Here is a 14614-nt window from a genome sequence, read left to right on the forward strand (position 1 = left end):
TCGCGGCGCGCGCCACGGGGACATCGGTACGCCGCTCAGCGGTCACGCGTGTGCGGCGGTGCCCCTCGCACTGGGGGCGCCGCCGCACGCGCGCGGCAAAGACGCCTCGGACCACGATCTGGACCGGGGCATGCGCAAACTTCTGGACCGGGTGGAGCAATTCGACTGTGTGCACCGGGACTTGGACAAAGACGGTCACGACCTGCTCGACGCGGCGGCGGCCCGCGCCGCGCGACGACGACGCCACCTTGCTGCTGGCCCGCGTCCACCCGGTGGGCGACGAGGACAGCACCACATGGGAGTTGGCCGCCGACCCCGCCTGCGTCGGGCAGGCCCGCGACCTGACCACGCGCCAATTCACCGCTGGGACCTGAACGAACTCGCCTTCACCACCGAACTCGTGGTCAGCGAACTGGTCACCAACGCGGTCCGCTACGGCGGAGGCGGTCCCATCACCCTGCGCCTGATCCGCGGGAACGTACTCGTCTGCGAAGCCTCCGACCCCGGCAACACACAGCCGCGCCTGCGGCGGGCGCGCAGCACCGACGAGGGCGGCCGCGGGCTGTTCCTGGTCGCCCAGTTGACCCGTCGGTGGGGCAGCAGATACGAGCAGTCCGGCAAGACCATCTGGGCCGAGCAACTCTGCCGGGGGAGCTGCCGTCCGTACGCCGGCCGTCCCGCCTGCCGCACCCCGGATGCCGTACCTGAAATTCAGGCCACGCGGAAATCGGGCGGCGCGTATCGCCCCACGGGGCGGGACCGCGGGCATGATGGAGGCCATGGCCCACACCGCCCGTCGCATGTTCGAGCTCCTGGAGCCGATCTGCCTGGTCACCTACCTCGCCGACGAGTGCAACGAGGAGCTCGCCGCACTCGGCCACCGCACCTACTGGGACGGCTACTTCGCCAGCCGCGCCGCCCCGCTGGGGCGGGTGCCGGCGCAGGTCGTGCACGCGGTGTTCTACAGCTTCGCCGACGGGGAGGCCGCGCGGCACATCCCGAGCGCGTGGGAGAAGATCCCGCCCGAGGCGTCCGTCGCGGCCCGGGAGCGGGGCAGCACGGCCTCCCTCCGGCGGATCCTCGGCGACGAACTGGCCGACTCCCCGGGCCTGGTACGCGCCGCCGACCTGACCACCAAGGCCGCGACGAGCGCACCCACGGAAGGCCGGGTGATGTACGCCGGGCTGCGCACTCTGCCGGTGCCGCGCGATCCGGTCGCCCGGCTGTGGCATTCCGCGAACATGTTGCGCGAGCACCGCGGCGACGGGCATGTGGCCGCCCTCGTCGGTGCACGCATCGGCGGTACGGAGGCCCACGTACTCTCCGCGCTGGCTCAGGGCATCCACCCGCCGGAGTCGTTCGGGCGCATCCACCACCTGCCGAAGAAGCGGCTGGCCGCGGTCATGGACGGACTGCGCGGGCGCGGGCTCGTGGACGCCGACGGCCGGTTCACCGACGCCGGACGCGAGACCACGCAGCGCATCGAGGCCCTCACCGACGAACTCGCCGCCGCGCCCTACGACGCCCTCTCCCCCACCGAGCTCGACGAGCTGGTCGCCGAGCTCGAACCCGTCACCGCGACGCTGGTGGCCGCTGGTTCGCAGTGACGAGGGGGTTCAGACCGACAGGGCTGCCCATTCCGTGGCGGGACTGATCGAATAGGCGGCGATCAGCGCGCGGATGAACTCTTTGTCGTGCAGCGGGTCCGAGGGCTCGGCGACGTTCGTTCCGCGGGCGTGCGTGTCGGCGAGGAGGCGTTCGAAGACGATGTCGTGGGTCAGGTCGTCGAGGTCGCTGTAGACCTCGACGTTCCAGTGCTCCGGCAGCCGCATCTCCTCCGCACGGTAGCGGCGGATCACCTCACCGTCGGTGGTGATCGCCCAGTCGCCGCGCGCCGCGTCGTACCCGAGCAGGGACCGGTGGCGCAATCCCTCGACGTCCCGCTCGTCGGGCCGACCGACCGGGTCGCCACGATGGAACATCGACTCGTTCTGCAGTTCCTCGACGGTGTCGAAGTGGTGCGCGGTGATCGTGGGCCGGACCGTTCCGCTGGATCACCCCGCGATCGGCTCCGCGCAGCAGCGCCTGCGTGCTGCGCGACGAAGCATGCGGCCAATTTAGTGTATGTCATATTTTAAATCCAGGGCGGCCTCACCGCCTGTCCCGGACCATGGCGCTTGCCGGTCATCTCGGGCACGTTCGCGTGCGGCGGCCCGCCGCCGCGGGAAGCCGCGCCCCTGCCCGGCCCGGCCGAGTCCTACCCGGCCCTGCCCCGGCCGGCCCGGCGACCAGTGCGCGCTACCGTGGACCGATGGTGTCGATCAGGAAGATCCAGGTCACTTTCGACTGCGCGGAGCCGGAGCGCGTCGCTCGCTTCTGGTGCGAGGTGCTGGGGTACGTCGTACCGCCCCCGCCCAAGGGGTTTGCCAGTTGGGACGGCTACGAGCGCTCGCTGCCGCCCGAACGCCGGGGCGCCGCGTTCGCTTGTGCCGATCCCTCGGGGGTGGGCCCGCGACTGTTCTTCCAGCGCGTTCCCGAAGGCAAGGTCGTCAAGAACCGGGTGCATCTCGACGTACGGGTCGGCACCGGGCTCGTCGGGGAAGAGCGCCTCGCCGCCCTCGAAGCCGAGTGCGCACGACTTGTCGCGCTCGGTGCGGTCCGCGAACGGCTGCTCACCGCCGACGAGTTCAACGAGTCGTGCATCGGGATGCGGGACATCGAGGGCAACGAGTTCTGCCTCGACTGAGGGGGCGCACCGCACGCCGTCGGCAACAGTTGTCGCGCGGGCTTCGGAGAGCCGGGTTGCGGCGGGCCCGGCCTCGACGGCTCGACGAAGTGCGCGGCGGTCGGTTCCGGGTCAGCGCCGGGTGGCGGCGGGGAAGTCCGGCGGGGCGGTTCCGCGCAGTTCGCGCGTGACGGCGTGGGAGGCCGTCAGCAGCCGTTCGCCGATGGCCCGGATGGTGGGCGGGTCGAGGTCGCGCCACACGTGCACGCTGATGTTGAGTGCGGCGGTGCCGTCCCCGGCGAACGCGGGGGCCGACATGACGCTGATGGGGTACGGCTGTCCGTCCCGCAGGTCGTCGTCGAGGTACTCGATGCCGCCGATCTCGTGGAGCAGTTCGGTGACGGCGGGGCGTTGGCGTGGGGACAGCGAGTCGAGTTCGGCCAGGACCTCGCCCAGGCGCCGGGACGCCGCGGTCATGCTCTCGACGGTGTAGCCGCGGCGACGGACGGCGGCCAGGACGTCGTGGAAGCGGCGGAGGCCGGCGTCGTCGGTGCGGGGGGCGCGGCCGAGCCAGCGCTCGATGTCGGCGGCGGTCCCCCACGCGACGAGGCCGGGGCCGTACGGGGGCGCGAACGGGTAGCGCTGGCCGACGCGTACCGTGTCGCCGCCGCTCGGGGTCGCGGGGCTGCGGCTGCCGACGACGATGTGGTCGCCGCTGGGGTAGCTGATGGTGGCGGTCAGGCCGAGGTCCTTGGCGAGGACGGCGAGTTCGCCGTCCGCGGCGCGCGCCGCGGGGACGCCGGATTCGGCGGCGCGGCCGAGGGCGATGAGCGCGGGGCCGGGGGTGAAGGTCTTCTCCGCCGGATCGCGGAGCACCCAGCCGGAGCGGACCAGCGCGGCCAGGACCGCGTGGCAGGTCGCGCGGTTGAAGCCGAGGTGGCGGACGAGTTCGGCGACGGTGGCCGGCTCGGCGGGCCGGGAGGCGAGGAACTCGACGACGGCGACCACTCGGTCGGTTGGCGGGGACGGCATCGCGGACCACGCGTCACGGCTCTCGGCGGCGGGCACGGGTCGCCGTTCCTCCTTCGCTTTCGGCCGCCGGTGCCATCCCGGGTCGGCGCGGTCTGCCTGTTGATCTCGTTGGTGAGCAGGGCTACCGTACCCGCTCGACAGCAAGTGTTGAATATTTGTCATTGGAGGCTTCGTGGCTTCACCCGGCCCCGAACCGCTGCCGGTGGTCGAACGGCTCGCGGCGATCGAGGACATCAAGCAGCTCAAGGCCCGCTACTTCCGACTCATGGACACCAAAGACTGGGCCGCCATGCGGGAGGTGTTCACCGACGACGCGCGGATGGACATCGACGGGTTCGCCAACGAGGGCGGGGACGCGATCATCGCGTTCATGTCCGAGGTGCTGGCCCCGCTGCGCACGGTGCACCACGGCCACATGCCGGAGATCACCTTCACCTCCGCCGCCGCGGCGACCGGGGTGTGGGCGATGTTCGACTACGTCGAGTTCCCGTCCGAGGGCGCCCCGCAAGGCTTCCACGGGTACGGGCACTACCACGACGAATACCGGATCGAACGCGGCGCGTGGCGCATCGCCTCGACCCGGGTGGCGCGCCTTCGCATCGACCCGTTGGCCGGCGGACTCCCCCAGGGGGCGGCATGACCACGCACGAGTCCGCCGCGCACGAGACGGCCGCGGCCGACCGATTCGCGGTGACCGACCTGGCCAACGCGTACGCCGACGCCCTGGACCGCCGCGACTGGGCGGCGCTCGACGACGTGCTCACCGAGGACGTGGCCGCCGACTACAACGGCCAGCACGTCATCAACGGGCGGCGGACCGTGGTCGGCATGATCCGCGGCTATCTGGACGCCTGCGGCCCGACACAGCACCTGCTCGGCAACCACCGCGTCACCGTCGACGGCGACCGGGCCGAACTGACCGTCAAGATGCGCGTCCACCACATCGGCGCGGGCAGGCACGCGGCGCTGACGTACGAGTGCTTCGGTTGGTACCACGCCGACGCGGTGCGCACCGCCGACGGCTGGCGGCTGGCCACGTGGCGGCAGGAGGTCACCGCCGAACTCGGCACACGTGACCTGTTCGTCGTGGACTGACATCCCACCGAGCCTGTTGTTCCCAGGAGTTCGGCGGGGGCGTCACCGGGCTCCCCCAAGCCGCCGCGAGAGCGCGCCGTTCCGCGCGTGCGAGAGGACCGCGACATGACCGATTTCCACGTTCTCGACTGCCACCACCACGTGGCCGATGTGTCCGGCCCGTCAGGGTTGGCGGGGCCGTCCGTCCCCTCCGAAGCCTCCGGACGGTCAGGCGCGTCCGGCGCCGACTCCGGCGATGACAGGGGTATCGCCGGCGAACGCGAAACGCGCCTGGCGACGATGGACCGCAACGGCATCGGCCAGGCCGTGGTGATCCCCGGGCACAGCTACCTCCGGCCGAACGGCCTGGCCGACACCCGCCGAGTCAACGACACCATCGCCGCCTACCGCGACGCGGCACCCGACCGGTTCCCGGCCGCGATCGGCGTCACCGAACCGCTGTACGGGCCCGCCGGACTCGCCGAGATCGACCGCTGCGCCGACCAACTCGGCCTGCGCGGCATCAGCATCCACGCCCGCTTCCACGGCGTCGCCGTCGGCTCGCCGCTCGTCCGCGCCATCATCGAACGCTGCGGCGAGCGCAGCCTCGTCCCCTTCGTCCACGCCATCGGCGAATCGGCGAACGAGGCGCTGTGGCAAGTCCAGGAACTCGGACGGGACTTCCCCGACCTCACCATGGTGGTCCTCGACGCGTTCTCCTCCTTCGAGCAGTGCCAACAAGCGCTCTCGGTCGGCGAGTCGGCCCCCAATCTCGTCTTCGACACCTCGCTGGCCTACACCTTCGACCTCGTCGAGCCGTTCGTACGTCGCCACGGCGCCTCGCGCCTCGTCTTCGGCACCGACCTGTACTCCCCTCCCCTGGGCTACCGGCGCACCCACGTACTCGGCCAGATCCTGGACTCGGAACTGCCCGACGACGACAAGCGGCAGATCCTCGCCGACAACACCCGGCGCATCCTCAAATTGGCGAACGGAGGTGCCACCTCGTGAAGTTCGCCACCGGCACCACCGTCAAGAACTTCGACGACTACGCCGCCTGGCTCGACGTCGCCGCCGACTGCGGGTACGCCATGCTCACCACCGGCGACTCGCAGTCCCTGTGGGCCGACCCGTACGTCTCGCTCGCCTTCGCCGCACAGCGCACCACCACCCAGCGCCTCGGCATCACCGTCTCCAACCCCAAGACACGCCACCCGGCCGTCGCCGCGTCCGCCGCCTCCGCGCTCCAGCACATCAGCGGCGGGCGGTTCGTCCTCGGCATCGCATCCGGCGACTCCGCGCTGCGCAACATCGGCGTACGGCCGGGAACCGTCGACGAGACCGAGACGTACGTCCGTACCGTACGGGCCCTCACCCGCGGTGGCCACGCCACCTGGCAGGGCACCGACCTCGTGCAACGCTGGGCACCGGCCTCGACCCCGGTGTGGATGGCCGCCGAGGGCCCCCGCACCCTGCGCGCCGCCGGACGCAGCGCGGACGGCGTCATCCTGTCCAACTCCCTGACCCGCGAGGCGTATACGCGCAATCTGGCGCACATCGCCGACGGCGCGGCCGAGGCCGGACGTACCCTGGCCGACCTAGAGATCTGGTGCATGGCCAACGTCGTCCCCGCCGCCACCGAGGCCGAGGGCATAGCCCAGGTCCGCTCCGTCCTGGCCGGCACCGCCAACCACGTCTTCCGCTTCACCACGGAAGGCAAGGGCCTGCCGCCCGCGCTGGTGCCCAAGGTCGAGGAGCTCAAGCGCCGCTACGACTCCACCCACCACGCGTCACCCGAGACCGCCGCGCACAACGCGTCCCTCGTCGACGAACTCGGCCTGACCGCCTGGCTCGCGGGCCACTCGACCATCGCCGGCCCCATCGAGCACTGCGCGGACCGGCTCGCCGAGATCGAGGAGGCGGGCATCCACAACCTCGTCGTCGCGCAGTTCGTCCCCGACCCGATCGCCTTCATGCGCACTTTCGCCGACAAGGTCGTCAGCCGCCTGGTCTGAGCTGCGTGGTCGCCGACTGCCGGGCCGGAATCAGGGGTGGGCCTGAGGCGGCGGCACGCCGTGGCGGCATACGATCCGGTCGGCGCTCGGCGTGTCCGGTTGCGGATGGCCGAACCGGGACACCGACCGCTCGGAGCTGCCGACGAGCGAGGTCCGGGAGCCGGTCTGGGTGCGCGAGACCGGCACCGTCGACGCTCTGGTGGCAGGGCCCCCGGGCACGTTGCTCGCACTGGAGTTCCTTCCGTCGCAGCGCCTCGTCCAGTTGGACGCGGCCACCGGGCGGGAACGGTGGCGCGTCATGCTGCCGCGAAGTCTCGGCCGGGCAACCGCGGGTGGCGGATTCTTCGTGACGTACGGGCTGGGCGCCGACCTCACCGTGATCGACCAGGCGACCGGCGTGGTGCGATGGACCGCCGAGACCGCGGGCCTCGCGAGCCCCAGGGTGCGCGATGGGGTCGTGTTCGGTGCGACGTACGAAACCGGTTTCATCGCACGGGAGTTGGCGACCGGCGTACCGCGGTGGGAGTTCCCGGCCGAAGACCCGCAGCATGTGTCGGTCGCCGGCGACCTCGTGTACGCCGAGGCCGGAGACCAGGTCGTGGCGCTCGACCGGGCGTCCGGGCGACGGTTTGGCGGATCAGGGCCGGCATCCCCCCGGCGACAAATGGCCGAGCCAGGGGATACACGTCGTCGACAGCGGGACGCTGTTCACTTCGGTGGGGCGCTACGACCTGCAAGGCGACGAAGCGGGGGGCGAATCGTACGGCGGTCTGGCCGCGTACGACGCCGCGACCGGGCACTGCCGCTGGTGGTACGACGCCGGCGGCATGAGCACCGACACGGTCCTTCCGACGGCAGGTGTCGTCTGCATGCACGACGGGCGCCGAGGCCTGCACGCGATCGACGTCGCCACGGGCCGGCGATGGTGGTGGTACGACACCGGAAGCGAACTGGCCGAGCCACTGGTCGTCTCCGCGGACCTGGTCGCCGGAATCGCCATCGGCCGCAGCCGGCTGTTCGCCCTGCGGCCTTGACGGGGTGAGCCTTCCCACCGGAGCCTCCCGGGGCCTGTCGGGCCCTCCCGGGGCCTGCCAATGGAGAAGCCTCACCCGGCTCGGCTCGTGCAGTCGGGTGACTTTCACGAGTGTCGGCGCCGTCGTGCGTGGCTGCGGACCGACTCCGGCCAATAGTCGATATATCCGACTAACGGACGGTCGGCACAAACTGGAGCCGCACGTGAACACCACCCACCCGAGCCGAGCCCTCCGCGGGCTCGCCATCTCCGCGTCGGTCGCGACCGCCGGTGCATCGTTGATCCTGGCAGCGCCGTCGGCGTACGGCGCACCGGGTGACAACGGTGACGTCAAGATCCACGCGACGACCACGCCGTTCGACGACCAGCGCAACGAACCCAAGGTCTGCCGCTTCTACCTCGCGGCCTTCAACTTCGACACGGTCCAGCAGGTCACCTGGTCGATCGACCCGCAGCCGGCGGCGAAGGGCACCGGGCACCTCGACGGGGCACTCGTCCTGGCGGACGGCACCGGGCACACCGGCCCGCTGTCCCTGCCCAACGGGATGTACAAGCTGACCTGGAACTTCGAGGGCGAGAGCGGGAAGGCGAAGCAGAAGGTCTTCAAGGTCTCGTGCGTCGACGTCCCGCCGGGCTCCGGGGTCCCGACCGTCAAGGACGTGTTCGGCAACGTGGTTCCCGCAGGCGGCGCGGACACCGGCGTCGGCTCCGCGGCCGACTCGATCGACCCGTTCAAGGCCGGTGCGGGCATCGCCCTGGCGGGCGGCGCCGGGCTGTTCCTCGGCTACCGGCTGCTGCGCCGCGGCCGCCGCGGGCGCCCGAGCGGCGGCTGACCCAGGTACTCCGGCGGTGACACCTCCGCCCGCCGTGCGCCGTACCGGGAGGCCGTCCGACCATCGGGCGGCCTCCCGGTACTCGGCCGACCGCGGCCGTAGCCCCGCACACCCGCGCCCCGCACGGCAGCGTGGCATGCGGCCCGTGCGTCTCACCCGTCGCGGACGGCTGCTGCGCGCCGCCTGTGTCCTGATCGCGTTCGTCTCGGGCATCGTCCTGGCCGTCGACGGCTTCACGCCGAGCGGCGGCCCACCGCAACCGGCGGGCGCGGCACGGCCGGACGCGAAGGATCCGGTGGCCTCCGCCACGGCGCACCCCGCCGATGCGGCGGCCAATCCGGCACCGCGCCCAATCCCGCCGCTCCCGGCCTCACCGCCGACCCGCATCGTCGTGCCCTACGTGCGCATCGACGCGCCGGTAGGCCTGACCGGCCTGAACCGCGACGGCAGCGTGGCGGCCCCCACCGTCGACGACCGCAACCTCGCCGCCTGGTACGAAGGTTCGCCGGCGCCGGGGGCCGAAGGCACATCGGTGGTCGTCGGACACGTGGACGTCAAGACCGGCCCGGCGGTCTTCTACAAGGCCGGCAGCCTGCGCAAGGGCGACACGATCCGCGTGCTGCGCGCGGACGGCGTGACCGCGGTCTTCACCATCTACGGCATCCAGGTCTTCGCCAAGCGGAGCTTCCCCGTCGAACGCGTGTACGGCGGGACCGGTCACCCCGAACTGCGGATCATCACCTGCGGTGGAACCTTCGACAGCAAACGCGGCTACAGCGGCAACGTCGTGGTCTTCGCCCGCCTGACAGCCCGCATGTGAACCGCCCCAGCCCCGAACTCAACGCAGAGATCAACCGCCGTAACCTCGCCGATCGCACACCTGAGCGCACTCACCCGGCGGCGGCCGAGGTGGCGCCGGACGCGGCGGTACGCACCCGGCAGTCCCCCATCGCAGCTCCGCCGGCCACGACGAGGAGCGAGACGCAGAAGTACGTGGACAGTAGCTCCTGGTCGTTCGCCCACTCACACGGAGGTCCTGCAACGCCGCGAGGCGCGGGGTCCGGGCGGCGACAACCAGTGAAGGTCTGCGGTCACCGCACTAGTGCTGTGGCCGGGAGGGTTTGCCGGTTCCCGGTGTTCGGTGCCGTGCCGCCGGGCCTGGCGGCCCTTCCGAGCAAAGCGCAGGCCTTGGGAGGGCCGCCAGGCCCGGCGAGCTCGTACTCGGTCGTACTCGCGAGGGTCTGCAACGCGGCGCTTGGGAGGGCCGTCAGGCCCGGAGCGATGCCGGCCGCCGGGAACCGGTGAACCTTTCCGGGTCACAGCACTAGCTGACGGTCCCGGTCTTGAGGCCGCCCACGATCAGGCCGACCAGCGCGGTGACCACGTCGTCCACGGAGGCCCGCCCGCGGTTCAGTTCGGCGGCGAGTGCATCGGCCGCACCGAGCACGCCGGCACAGCACAGCCGCAACGCGTCGGGCTCGAGGTGCGCGTACGGCCGCAGCGCGGCGGCCATCAGGTCCACGTAGGTGTCGGTCATCTCCAGTCCGGCCGCCTCCATGTCCGGATTGCCCTTGAGCGCCGCGGAAACGGCGTTGAGCTCCGGCATGTCGGTGGCGCAGGCGAAGTACGCGGCGCTGATGACGTGGGCGACCTCCTCGACACCGGGTGCGGCGTCTTGCAGCGCCCGGGTGACCGAGGCCCGGTGGCGTTCGTCGAGGCGCCGGTAGAGCGCGAGCAGCAGTCCCGGGCGGGTGCCGAAGTGGTCGTACACGATCGGCCTGCTGACGCCCGCGGCCTCGGCGAGGGTCACCAGCGTGAGCCCGTCGGCTCCCTGGGTGCGCACGATCGCCACCGCGGTGTCGAGCAGCTGCTCACGTCTGGCCGCTTTGGCCAGGCGGGTCGGTGTGGTCGCCATGGCCCTCCCTTGTTGTCGCTTCCCGGCCTTGCTGTCGTACTCCAGGCTATGTTACAAAACGTAGGTTACAAAATGTAGGTTAGTGGTCGCGAAGGAGACCCACCATGGGGCAGCTCAATTCGGTTCTGATCCTGGGCGGTTCGGGGCAGGCGGGGGCGGGCGCCGCCGCCGTGCTGCGCCGATGGCACCCGGAACTGCCGCTGACGATCGCGGGCCGGGACCTCGGCCGCGCGCAGCGGGTCGCGGACGAACTCGGCGCGGCCACCGCCGCGACCGTCGACCTGCGGCGCGCGGACCTCGGCCTCCCGGCCGACGCGGAACACACGGCGGTTGTCGCCGCACTGTGGGACCACCAGTTGCGGGGGCTGCGGTACGCGCAGGAGCGCGGACTGCCGTACCTGAGCATCTCCAGCGGCCTGGTGGACATCGCACCGGAGATCGTCGCGAGTGCTCAACGGCCCAGCGCCTCAGCGGTCTTAGTGGCGAGCCACTTCTGCGCGGGGATCGGTGCTCTGGCGACGCTGCACGCCACCAGGGAGTTCGAGCGGATCGACACGGTCCGGATCGGCGCGGTCCTGGACGAACTGGACGCCGGCGGTCCCGCGGGGCTGGCGGACCTGGCGCGTTGGGCCACCGCCACCTCGGCCGGACTGGTACGCCGTGACGGCGTGTTCACCTGGGTCGCCGAGCCCGACGCACGGACGGATGTGCCGAGTACCGACGGGGTCCGCGTACCCGGCCAGAGCATCGCCATCCTCGACGTGCCCGGCATTGCCCTCGCCACGGGAGCGCCGAACGTCCGCTTCGACTTCGCCGTCGGCGAGTCCGCGGGCCGGCGCCGCGGCGGCCCCGCCTCCGTCGAGCTGCGGATCGACGTCGAGGGAACCGGCCCAGGAGGGGAACCGCGCAGCTTGCACCGCTACCTCGTCCATCCGGAAGGGCAGCGACCGCTGACCGCGCTGGGCATCGCCCTCGGTGTCGAGCGGCTGCTCGGGCTGCGTGGCGAGGCCGTACCGCCGGGCGTCCACACCCCCGAGGCACTGCTCGACGCGTCCTACGCGGCCGAGCGCCTGGCGGAAATCGGCGCCCAGTTCGTCGACGCACCCGGCGGCACTTGAACACGCTGGGCGCCCGGCGGTGCGGGATCAGGCTGTGCCGCCGATGAGGAACGCGTACCCTAGGGCGGCCGCCGGATCAGTGGTGCTCAGGCGGATGATGTAGGTCTCCTGCTCGATGTCGATCTCGGTGTTCGGGACTTCGCAGATCGAGGCGGCGTCGAGGAGCGGCGTGTCGTCGCTCTCGTCGAAGACCGCGAAGCGCACCCGGCAGTCGGCGGAGGGTTCGGCGGCGAACATCATCTTCTTGAAGCCCTCCACCGAGAAGCGGATGGTCGCGGTGGGCAGGGCCGCGGTGAGTGTCCCGTCGCAACGGGCGACCCACGTCGTGGCCGTGGCGCAAGTGGCGTCCCCGGAGAAGGGGCCCAGGCGCGCGGTGGTTTCGGGCGGCTCGACCGGCGCCGGCTCCGGCATGCCGGTGTCGGGTGTCTCGGCGAGGAACTGCTGCTGGTCCGCGGCGGCTTCGGCGAACTCGGCGCGGCCGGTGAGCGCGACGTCTAGGGTGCACCCGGACAGGGTCTCAGGCGTCACGACGCCCGCTGCGAGGCATTGGTCGCGGGCCGCGTCGTGGTTGGGCACGGTGGCCGCGTCGGTCGGGCGGCGCGGGAACGAGCGGTCTGTAAACGTCGCGGTCGACTGGCCGGGCCCGTACTCGAAGAGCGACTGACCCTGCTGGATCCGCCAGTGGTCGGCGTACGTGTGGTACAGGTCGTCGAACGGCAGTGGTGCGTACGCCGACGATGCCTTCAGCACCCGCCCTCCGCCCATGTCGAGGTCGTTTGCCCTGCTTCCGTCGGCGTTGCCGAGCAGGCCCTGCATCCGGCCTTTGCGGGCTTCGGCGAGGGCGATGTGGACCTGGAATCCGTAGCCGCCGATCGATTCGGCTCGGAGCGATGTCTCGTCCGGCCAGAGCACCGTGTACTGCTCGTGGTCGCCGTCACCGGTGCGGGTGAGCGTCCCTCCACCGGGCAGCGGGGCCGGCTGCGCGCCGGGCGTGACCGGCCGGCCGTCGACGCGGACCGTGACGGCGCCGGGGAACCGGTCGAGGGTGAAGCTGACCCGATGGCCCGCGACCTGGGCGGCCACCGCCGAGTTGGCGGTGACGTCGGGCCAGCCCGGGAAGGGCAGTTGCCGGACCTGGACGCGCAAGTCGTCGTCCTGCGACGCCGCGAGGGTGAACTCCCCGGCCGCCTGGAAGTCGTAGTGCCGCCGGTCGAAGGTGACCAGGTGCGGATCGCCGGTGCTGCCACCGCGCGGGCCCTGAGCGCCGGAGCCGCCGCCTCCCGGCGGCCGCGGGGGCTGCGGGGGCTGCGGCGTGGTCTTGGGCCTGCCGCAGAAGTCGGCGAGTGTCTGGCCGGTGATCCGCACCGCCGCCGCGTACTCGCCGCCGCTCACCGCGACGACACCGCGCCCCCGATTGATCCGTTCGAACGAAGTACCCTCACCCGGCGTGTCCTTCGGGCACTCGCAAGCCGAGCCGAGTGTGCAGAAGATGGTGCCCATATGCGCGCTGAGCACGTAGTCGCCGCTGGTGCCGGGGCCGAAGCGTCCGAACACCTGTGCGCCGCCTCCGGGCGAGAGTCGCAGCACTTCGGCGGTGATGTTCAGCGCCGTCTGGTTCGGGTCGAAGGCGGGGCTGACGAAAGGCACCGGTTGCCCCGAACTCGCGACCTCCACGGTGTTCTTGAGGGTGACCCTGTCGCCGGTCACGCCGATGCCGACGATGTCCCAGGCGGGGTCGCGGGCGATCTCACGGGTGTAGCTCGCGGGCCAGCCCTCCAGAACCAGCTGGCGTTTAGCGCCCAGGGCCGCGGCGAAAGCGGCCTCGTTCCGGGCCACGCCGTTCTTGGCCGAGGCCACGACAGCCGCCCGGCCCGTCGTCCACACGTCCACACCGCGGAAGTCCAGCTCCCACCAGAAGCCGAGGCCCTCGTACGAGTGCTCGGTCAGGAGCCGCTTCTGCCGCGTGAGGTACGCCGTCCACTTGCCGGGGGCGCTGCGCGAGGCGAAGTGGCCGGACAGTTTGCCCGCCATCCAGTCGGCAAGCCCCTCGGCCACCCACGGGGGCTGGGCGCCGTAGTCGGCGAGGTTCCCGAGGATGATGCCCTCGGCGCAGTGGGCCAGTTCGTGGATCATCAGCTCGTCGCGCGTCGCGTCGTCCCGGTCCGGGGCGTTGTACGGCGCGTAGAAATTGATGCGGCAGTACGGGCCGCGTTCGTCGACCGTGCCCGTGCTGCTGGCCGCGGCGTTCGCCGGAGGCGGCGGTTGCCCCTCCTCGACCGGTGCCGGCGTGGAGAACTGGCAGGTCAGGAACGTCACCTGGCCGGGGACTCCGATCTTCGCGGCCAGCTTGGGCCACCAAGCGCGCAGCCGCGCGGTCACAGCGGAGGCGTCGGTGACCGCGGCAGCCGGGCAGGGCTGCCGGACTGTACGCAATGCGGTGGGCGTCGCCGACCCCGACGGGCGCCGGTCCGTTGCGGCGGCGGCACCCTCCGGCTGAGGCGGCCCGTCCCAGCCGGACAGCCGGCTGACCGCCTCGTGCTGTTCCTCGGTGAGCCCGTCCCAGTACTTCCAGACCCAGCGCAGCGCGGCCGAGCCCGAGGTGAGGTCTTCGCGGCTCCCGGACTGGACCTGGCCTCCCGGCACCGGCCCGAACACCGTCGCGAAGGCGGACATCGCCATGTCCTCGGACACCGAGCCGTCCGGCCCGAGCATCGCCATCACCTTGCTCCACGCCGTCGGCGGCGCGGGCGTGTCCTTGTCCTTGCCGCCAGACGAGCAGGCGCCCAGCAACAGGGCGCTCGCGGCCACGAGTGCGACAGCGGAGGACCGTACACGCGAGCCTCTTCGAGGAGACGGCGACCCAAGCATG

The 14614-nt window shown here is 71.8% G+C and carries 14 protein-coding genes and 2 pseudogenes; 12 read left to right on the forward strand and 4 right to left on the reverse strand.

Translation table 11 applies throughout. From position 1 onward, the window contains the following. Window positions 1–236: 236 nt before the first annotated feature. Together ACWD12_RS28395 and ACWD12_RS28400 are read left to right on the forward strand one after the other, a co-directional pair. Window positions 237–640: pseudogene (locus ACWD12_RS28395) on the forward strand (ATP-binding protein); the annotation flags it as partial. Window positions 641–779: 139 nt separating this feature from the next. Then, entirely contained in the window at window positions 780–1607 is an 828-nt protein-coding gene (locus ACWD12_RS28400) for an SCO6745 family protein (RefSeq protein WP_450101949.1), read from the forward strand. 9 nt (window positions 1608–1616) lie between these two features. On the opposite strand, the gene ACWD12_RS28405 is transcribed toward ACWD12_RS28400, so the two are convergent. Further along, a complete protein-coding gene (locus ACWD12_RS28405) occupies window positions 1617–1982 on the reverse strand; it encodes a hypothetical protein (protein WP_450101950.1) in 366 nt (121 codons plus the stop codon). A 329-nt stretch (window positions 1983–2311) separates the two neighbouring features. On the opposite strand from ACWD12_RS28405, the gene ACWD12_RS28410 reads away from it, so the two are divergent. Further along, on the forward strand, window positions 2312–2746 hold the full coding sequence (locus ACWD12_RS28410) for a VOC family protein (RefSeq protein ID WP_450101951.1): 435 nt from the start codon (window positions 2312–2314) through the stop codon (window positions 2744–2746). 111 nt (window positions 2747–2857) lie between these two features. On the opposite strand, the gene ACWD12_RS28415 is transcribed toward ACWD12_RS28410, so the two are convergent. Next, window positions 2858–3793 (reverse strand): IclR family transcriptional regulator, encoded by a 936-nt coding sequence (locus tag ACWD12_RS28415; RefSeq protein WP_450101952.1) that lies wholly within the window; start codon window positions 3791–3793, stop codon window positions 2858–2860. A gap of 136 nt (window positions 3794–3929) precedes the next feature. Between ACWD12_RS28415 and ACWD12_RS28420 the strand changes: the two genes are divergently transcribed. From ACWD12_RS28420 to ACWD12_RS28455, 8 genes and pseudogenes are all read left to right on the forward strand, one after another. Then, on the forward strand, window positions 3930–4397 hold the full coding sequence (locus ACWD12_RS28420) for a nuclear transport factor 2 family protein (RefSeq protein ID WP_450101953.1): 468 nt from the start codon (window positions 3930–3932) through the stop codon (window positions 4395–4397). After that, window positions 4394–4852: a nuclear transport factor 2 family protein gene (locus ACWD12_RS28425; protein WP_450101954.1), complete on the forward strand. Its 459-nt coding sequence runs from the start codon at window positions 4394–4396 to the stop codon at window positions 4850–4852. Before ACWD12_RS28420 ends, ACWD12_RS28425 begins: the two co-directional genes overlap by 4 nt. A 105-nt stretch (window positions 4853–4957) precedes the next feature. Further along, on the forward strand, window positions 4958–5842 hold the full coding sequence (locus ACWD12_RS28430) for an amidohydrolase family protein (RefSeq protein ID WP_450101955.1): 885 nt from the start codon (window positions 4958–4960) through the stop codon (window positions 5840–5842). Continuing rightward, on the forward strand, window positions 5839–6846 hold the full coding sequence (locus ACWD12_RS28435; RefSeq protein WP_450101956.1) for an LLM class flavin-dependent oxidoreductase: 1008 nt from the start codon (window positions 5839–5841) through the stop codon (window positions 6844–6846). Before ACWD12_RS28430 ends, ACWD12_RS28435 begins: the two co-directional genes overlap by 4 nt. A gap of 298 nt (window positions 6847–7144) precedes the next feature. After that, window positions 7145–7444 (forward strand): annotated as a pseudogene (locus ACWD12_RS28440) (outer membrane protein assembly factor BamB family protein); the annotation flags it as partial. 31 nt (window positions 7445–7475) lie between these two features. Further along, window positions 7476–7880: an outer membrane protein assembly factor BamB family protein gene (locus ACWD12_RS28445; RefSeq protein ID WP_450101957.1), complete on the forward strand. Its 405-nt coding sequence runs from the start codon at window positions 7476–7478 to the stop codon at window positions 7878–7880. Window positions 7881–8082: 202 nt separating this feature from the next. Further along, window positions 8083–8712: a hypothetical protein gene (locus ACWD12_RS28450; protein ID WP_450101958.1), complete on the forward strand. Its 630-nt coding sequence runs from the start codon at window positions 8083–8085 to the stop codon at window positions 8710–8712. A 136-nt stretch (window positions 8713–8848) separates the two neighbouring features. Beyond that, entirely contained in the window at window positions 8849–9532 is a 684-nt protein-coding gene (locus ACWD12_RS28455) for a class F sortase (protein ID WP_450101959.1), read from the forward strand. A 504-nt stretch (window positions 9533–10036) separates the two neighbouring features. Here ACWD12_RS28455 and ACWD12_RS28460 read toward each other — a convergent pair. Beyond that, a complete protein-coding gene (locus ACWD12_RS28460; RefSeq protein WP_450101960.1) occupies window positions 10037–10627 on the reverse strand; it encodes a TetR/AcrR family transcriptional regulator in 591 nt (196 codons plus the stop codon). Between the two features lie 104 nt (window positions 10628–10731). Between ACWD12_RS28460 and ACWD12_RS28465 the strand changes: the two genes are divergently transcribed. Then, window positions 10732–11745 (forward strand): saccharopine dehydrogenase, encoded by a 1014-nt coding sequence (locus ACWD12_RS28465; protein WP_450101961.1) that lies wholly within the window; start codon window positions 10732–10734, stop codon window positions 11743–11745. A 27-nt stretch (window positions 11746–11772) separates the two neighbouring features. On the opposite strand, the gene ACWD12_RS28470 is transcribed toward ACWD12_RS28465, so the two are convergent. Beyond that, on the reverse strand, window positions 11773–14553 hold the full coding sequence (locus ACWD12_RS28470; protein ID WP_450101962.1) for a VWD domain-containing protein: 2781 nt from the start codon (window positions 14551–14553) through the stop codon (window positions 11773–11775). Window positions 14554–14614: the final 61 nt, after the last annotated feature.

It is taken from the genome of Streptodolium elevatio (assembly GCF_053592165.1).

What these genes read in the sequence shown, in the direction of transcription:
- ACWD12_RS28405 (WP_450101950.1), bottom strand. Translation starts at nt 1,982, where the DNA reads ATGTTCCATCGTGGCGACCCGGTCGGTCGGCCCGACGAGCGGGACGTC.
- ACWD12_RS28400 (WP_450101949.1), top strand. Translation starts at nt 780, where the DNA reads ATGGCCCACACCGCCCGTCGCATGTTCGAGCTCCTGGAGCCGATCTGC.
- ACWD12_RS28430 (WP_450101955.1), top strand. Translation starts at nt 4,958, where the DNA reads ATGACCGATTTCCACGTTCTCGACTGCCACCACCACGTGGCCGATGTG.
- ACWD12_RS28455 (WP_450101959.1), top strand. Translation starts at nt 8,849, where the DNA reads ATGCGGCCCGTGCGTCTCACCCGTCGCGGACGGCTGCTGCGCGCCGCC.
- ACWD12_RS28425 (WP_450101954.1), top strand. Translation starts at nt 4,394, where the DNA reads ATGACCACGCACGAGTCCGCCGCGCACGAGACGGCCGCGGCCGACCGA.
- ACWD12_RS28410 (WP_450101951.1), top strand. Translation starts at nt 2,312, where the DNA reads ATGGTGTCGATCAGGAAGATCCAGGTCACTTTCGACTGCGCGGAGCCG.
- ACWD12_RS28460 (WP_450101960.1), bottom strand. Translation starts at nt 10,627, where the DNA reads ATGGCGACCACACCGACCCGCCTGGCCAAAGCGGCCAGACGTGAGCAG.
- ACWD12_RS28465 (WP_450101961.1), top strand. Translation starts at nt 10,732, where the DNA reads ATGGGGCAGCTCAATTCGGTTCTGATCCTGGGCGGTTCGGGGCAGGCG.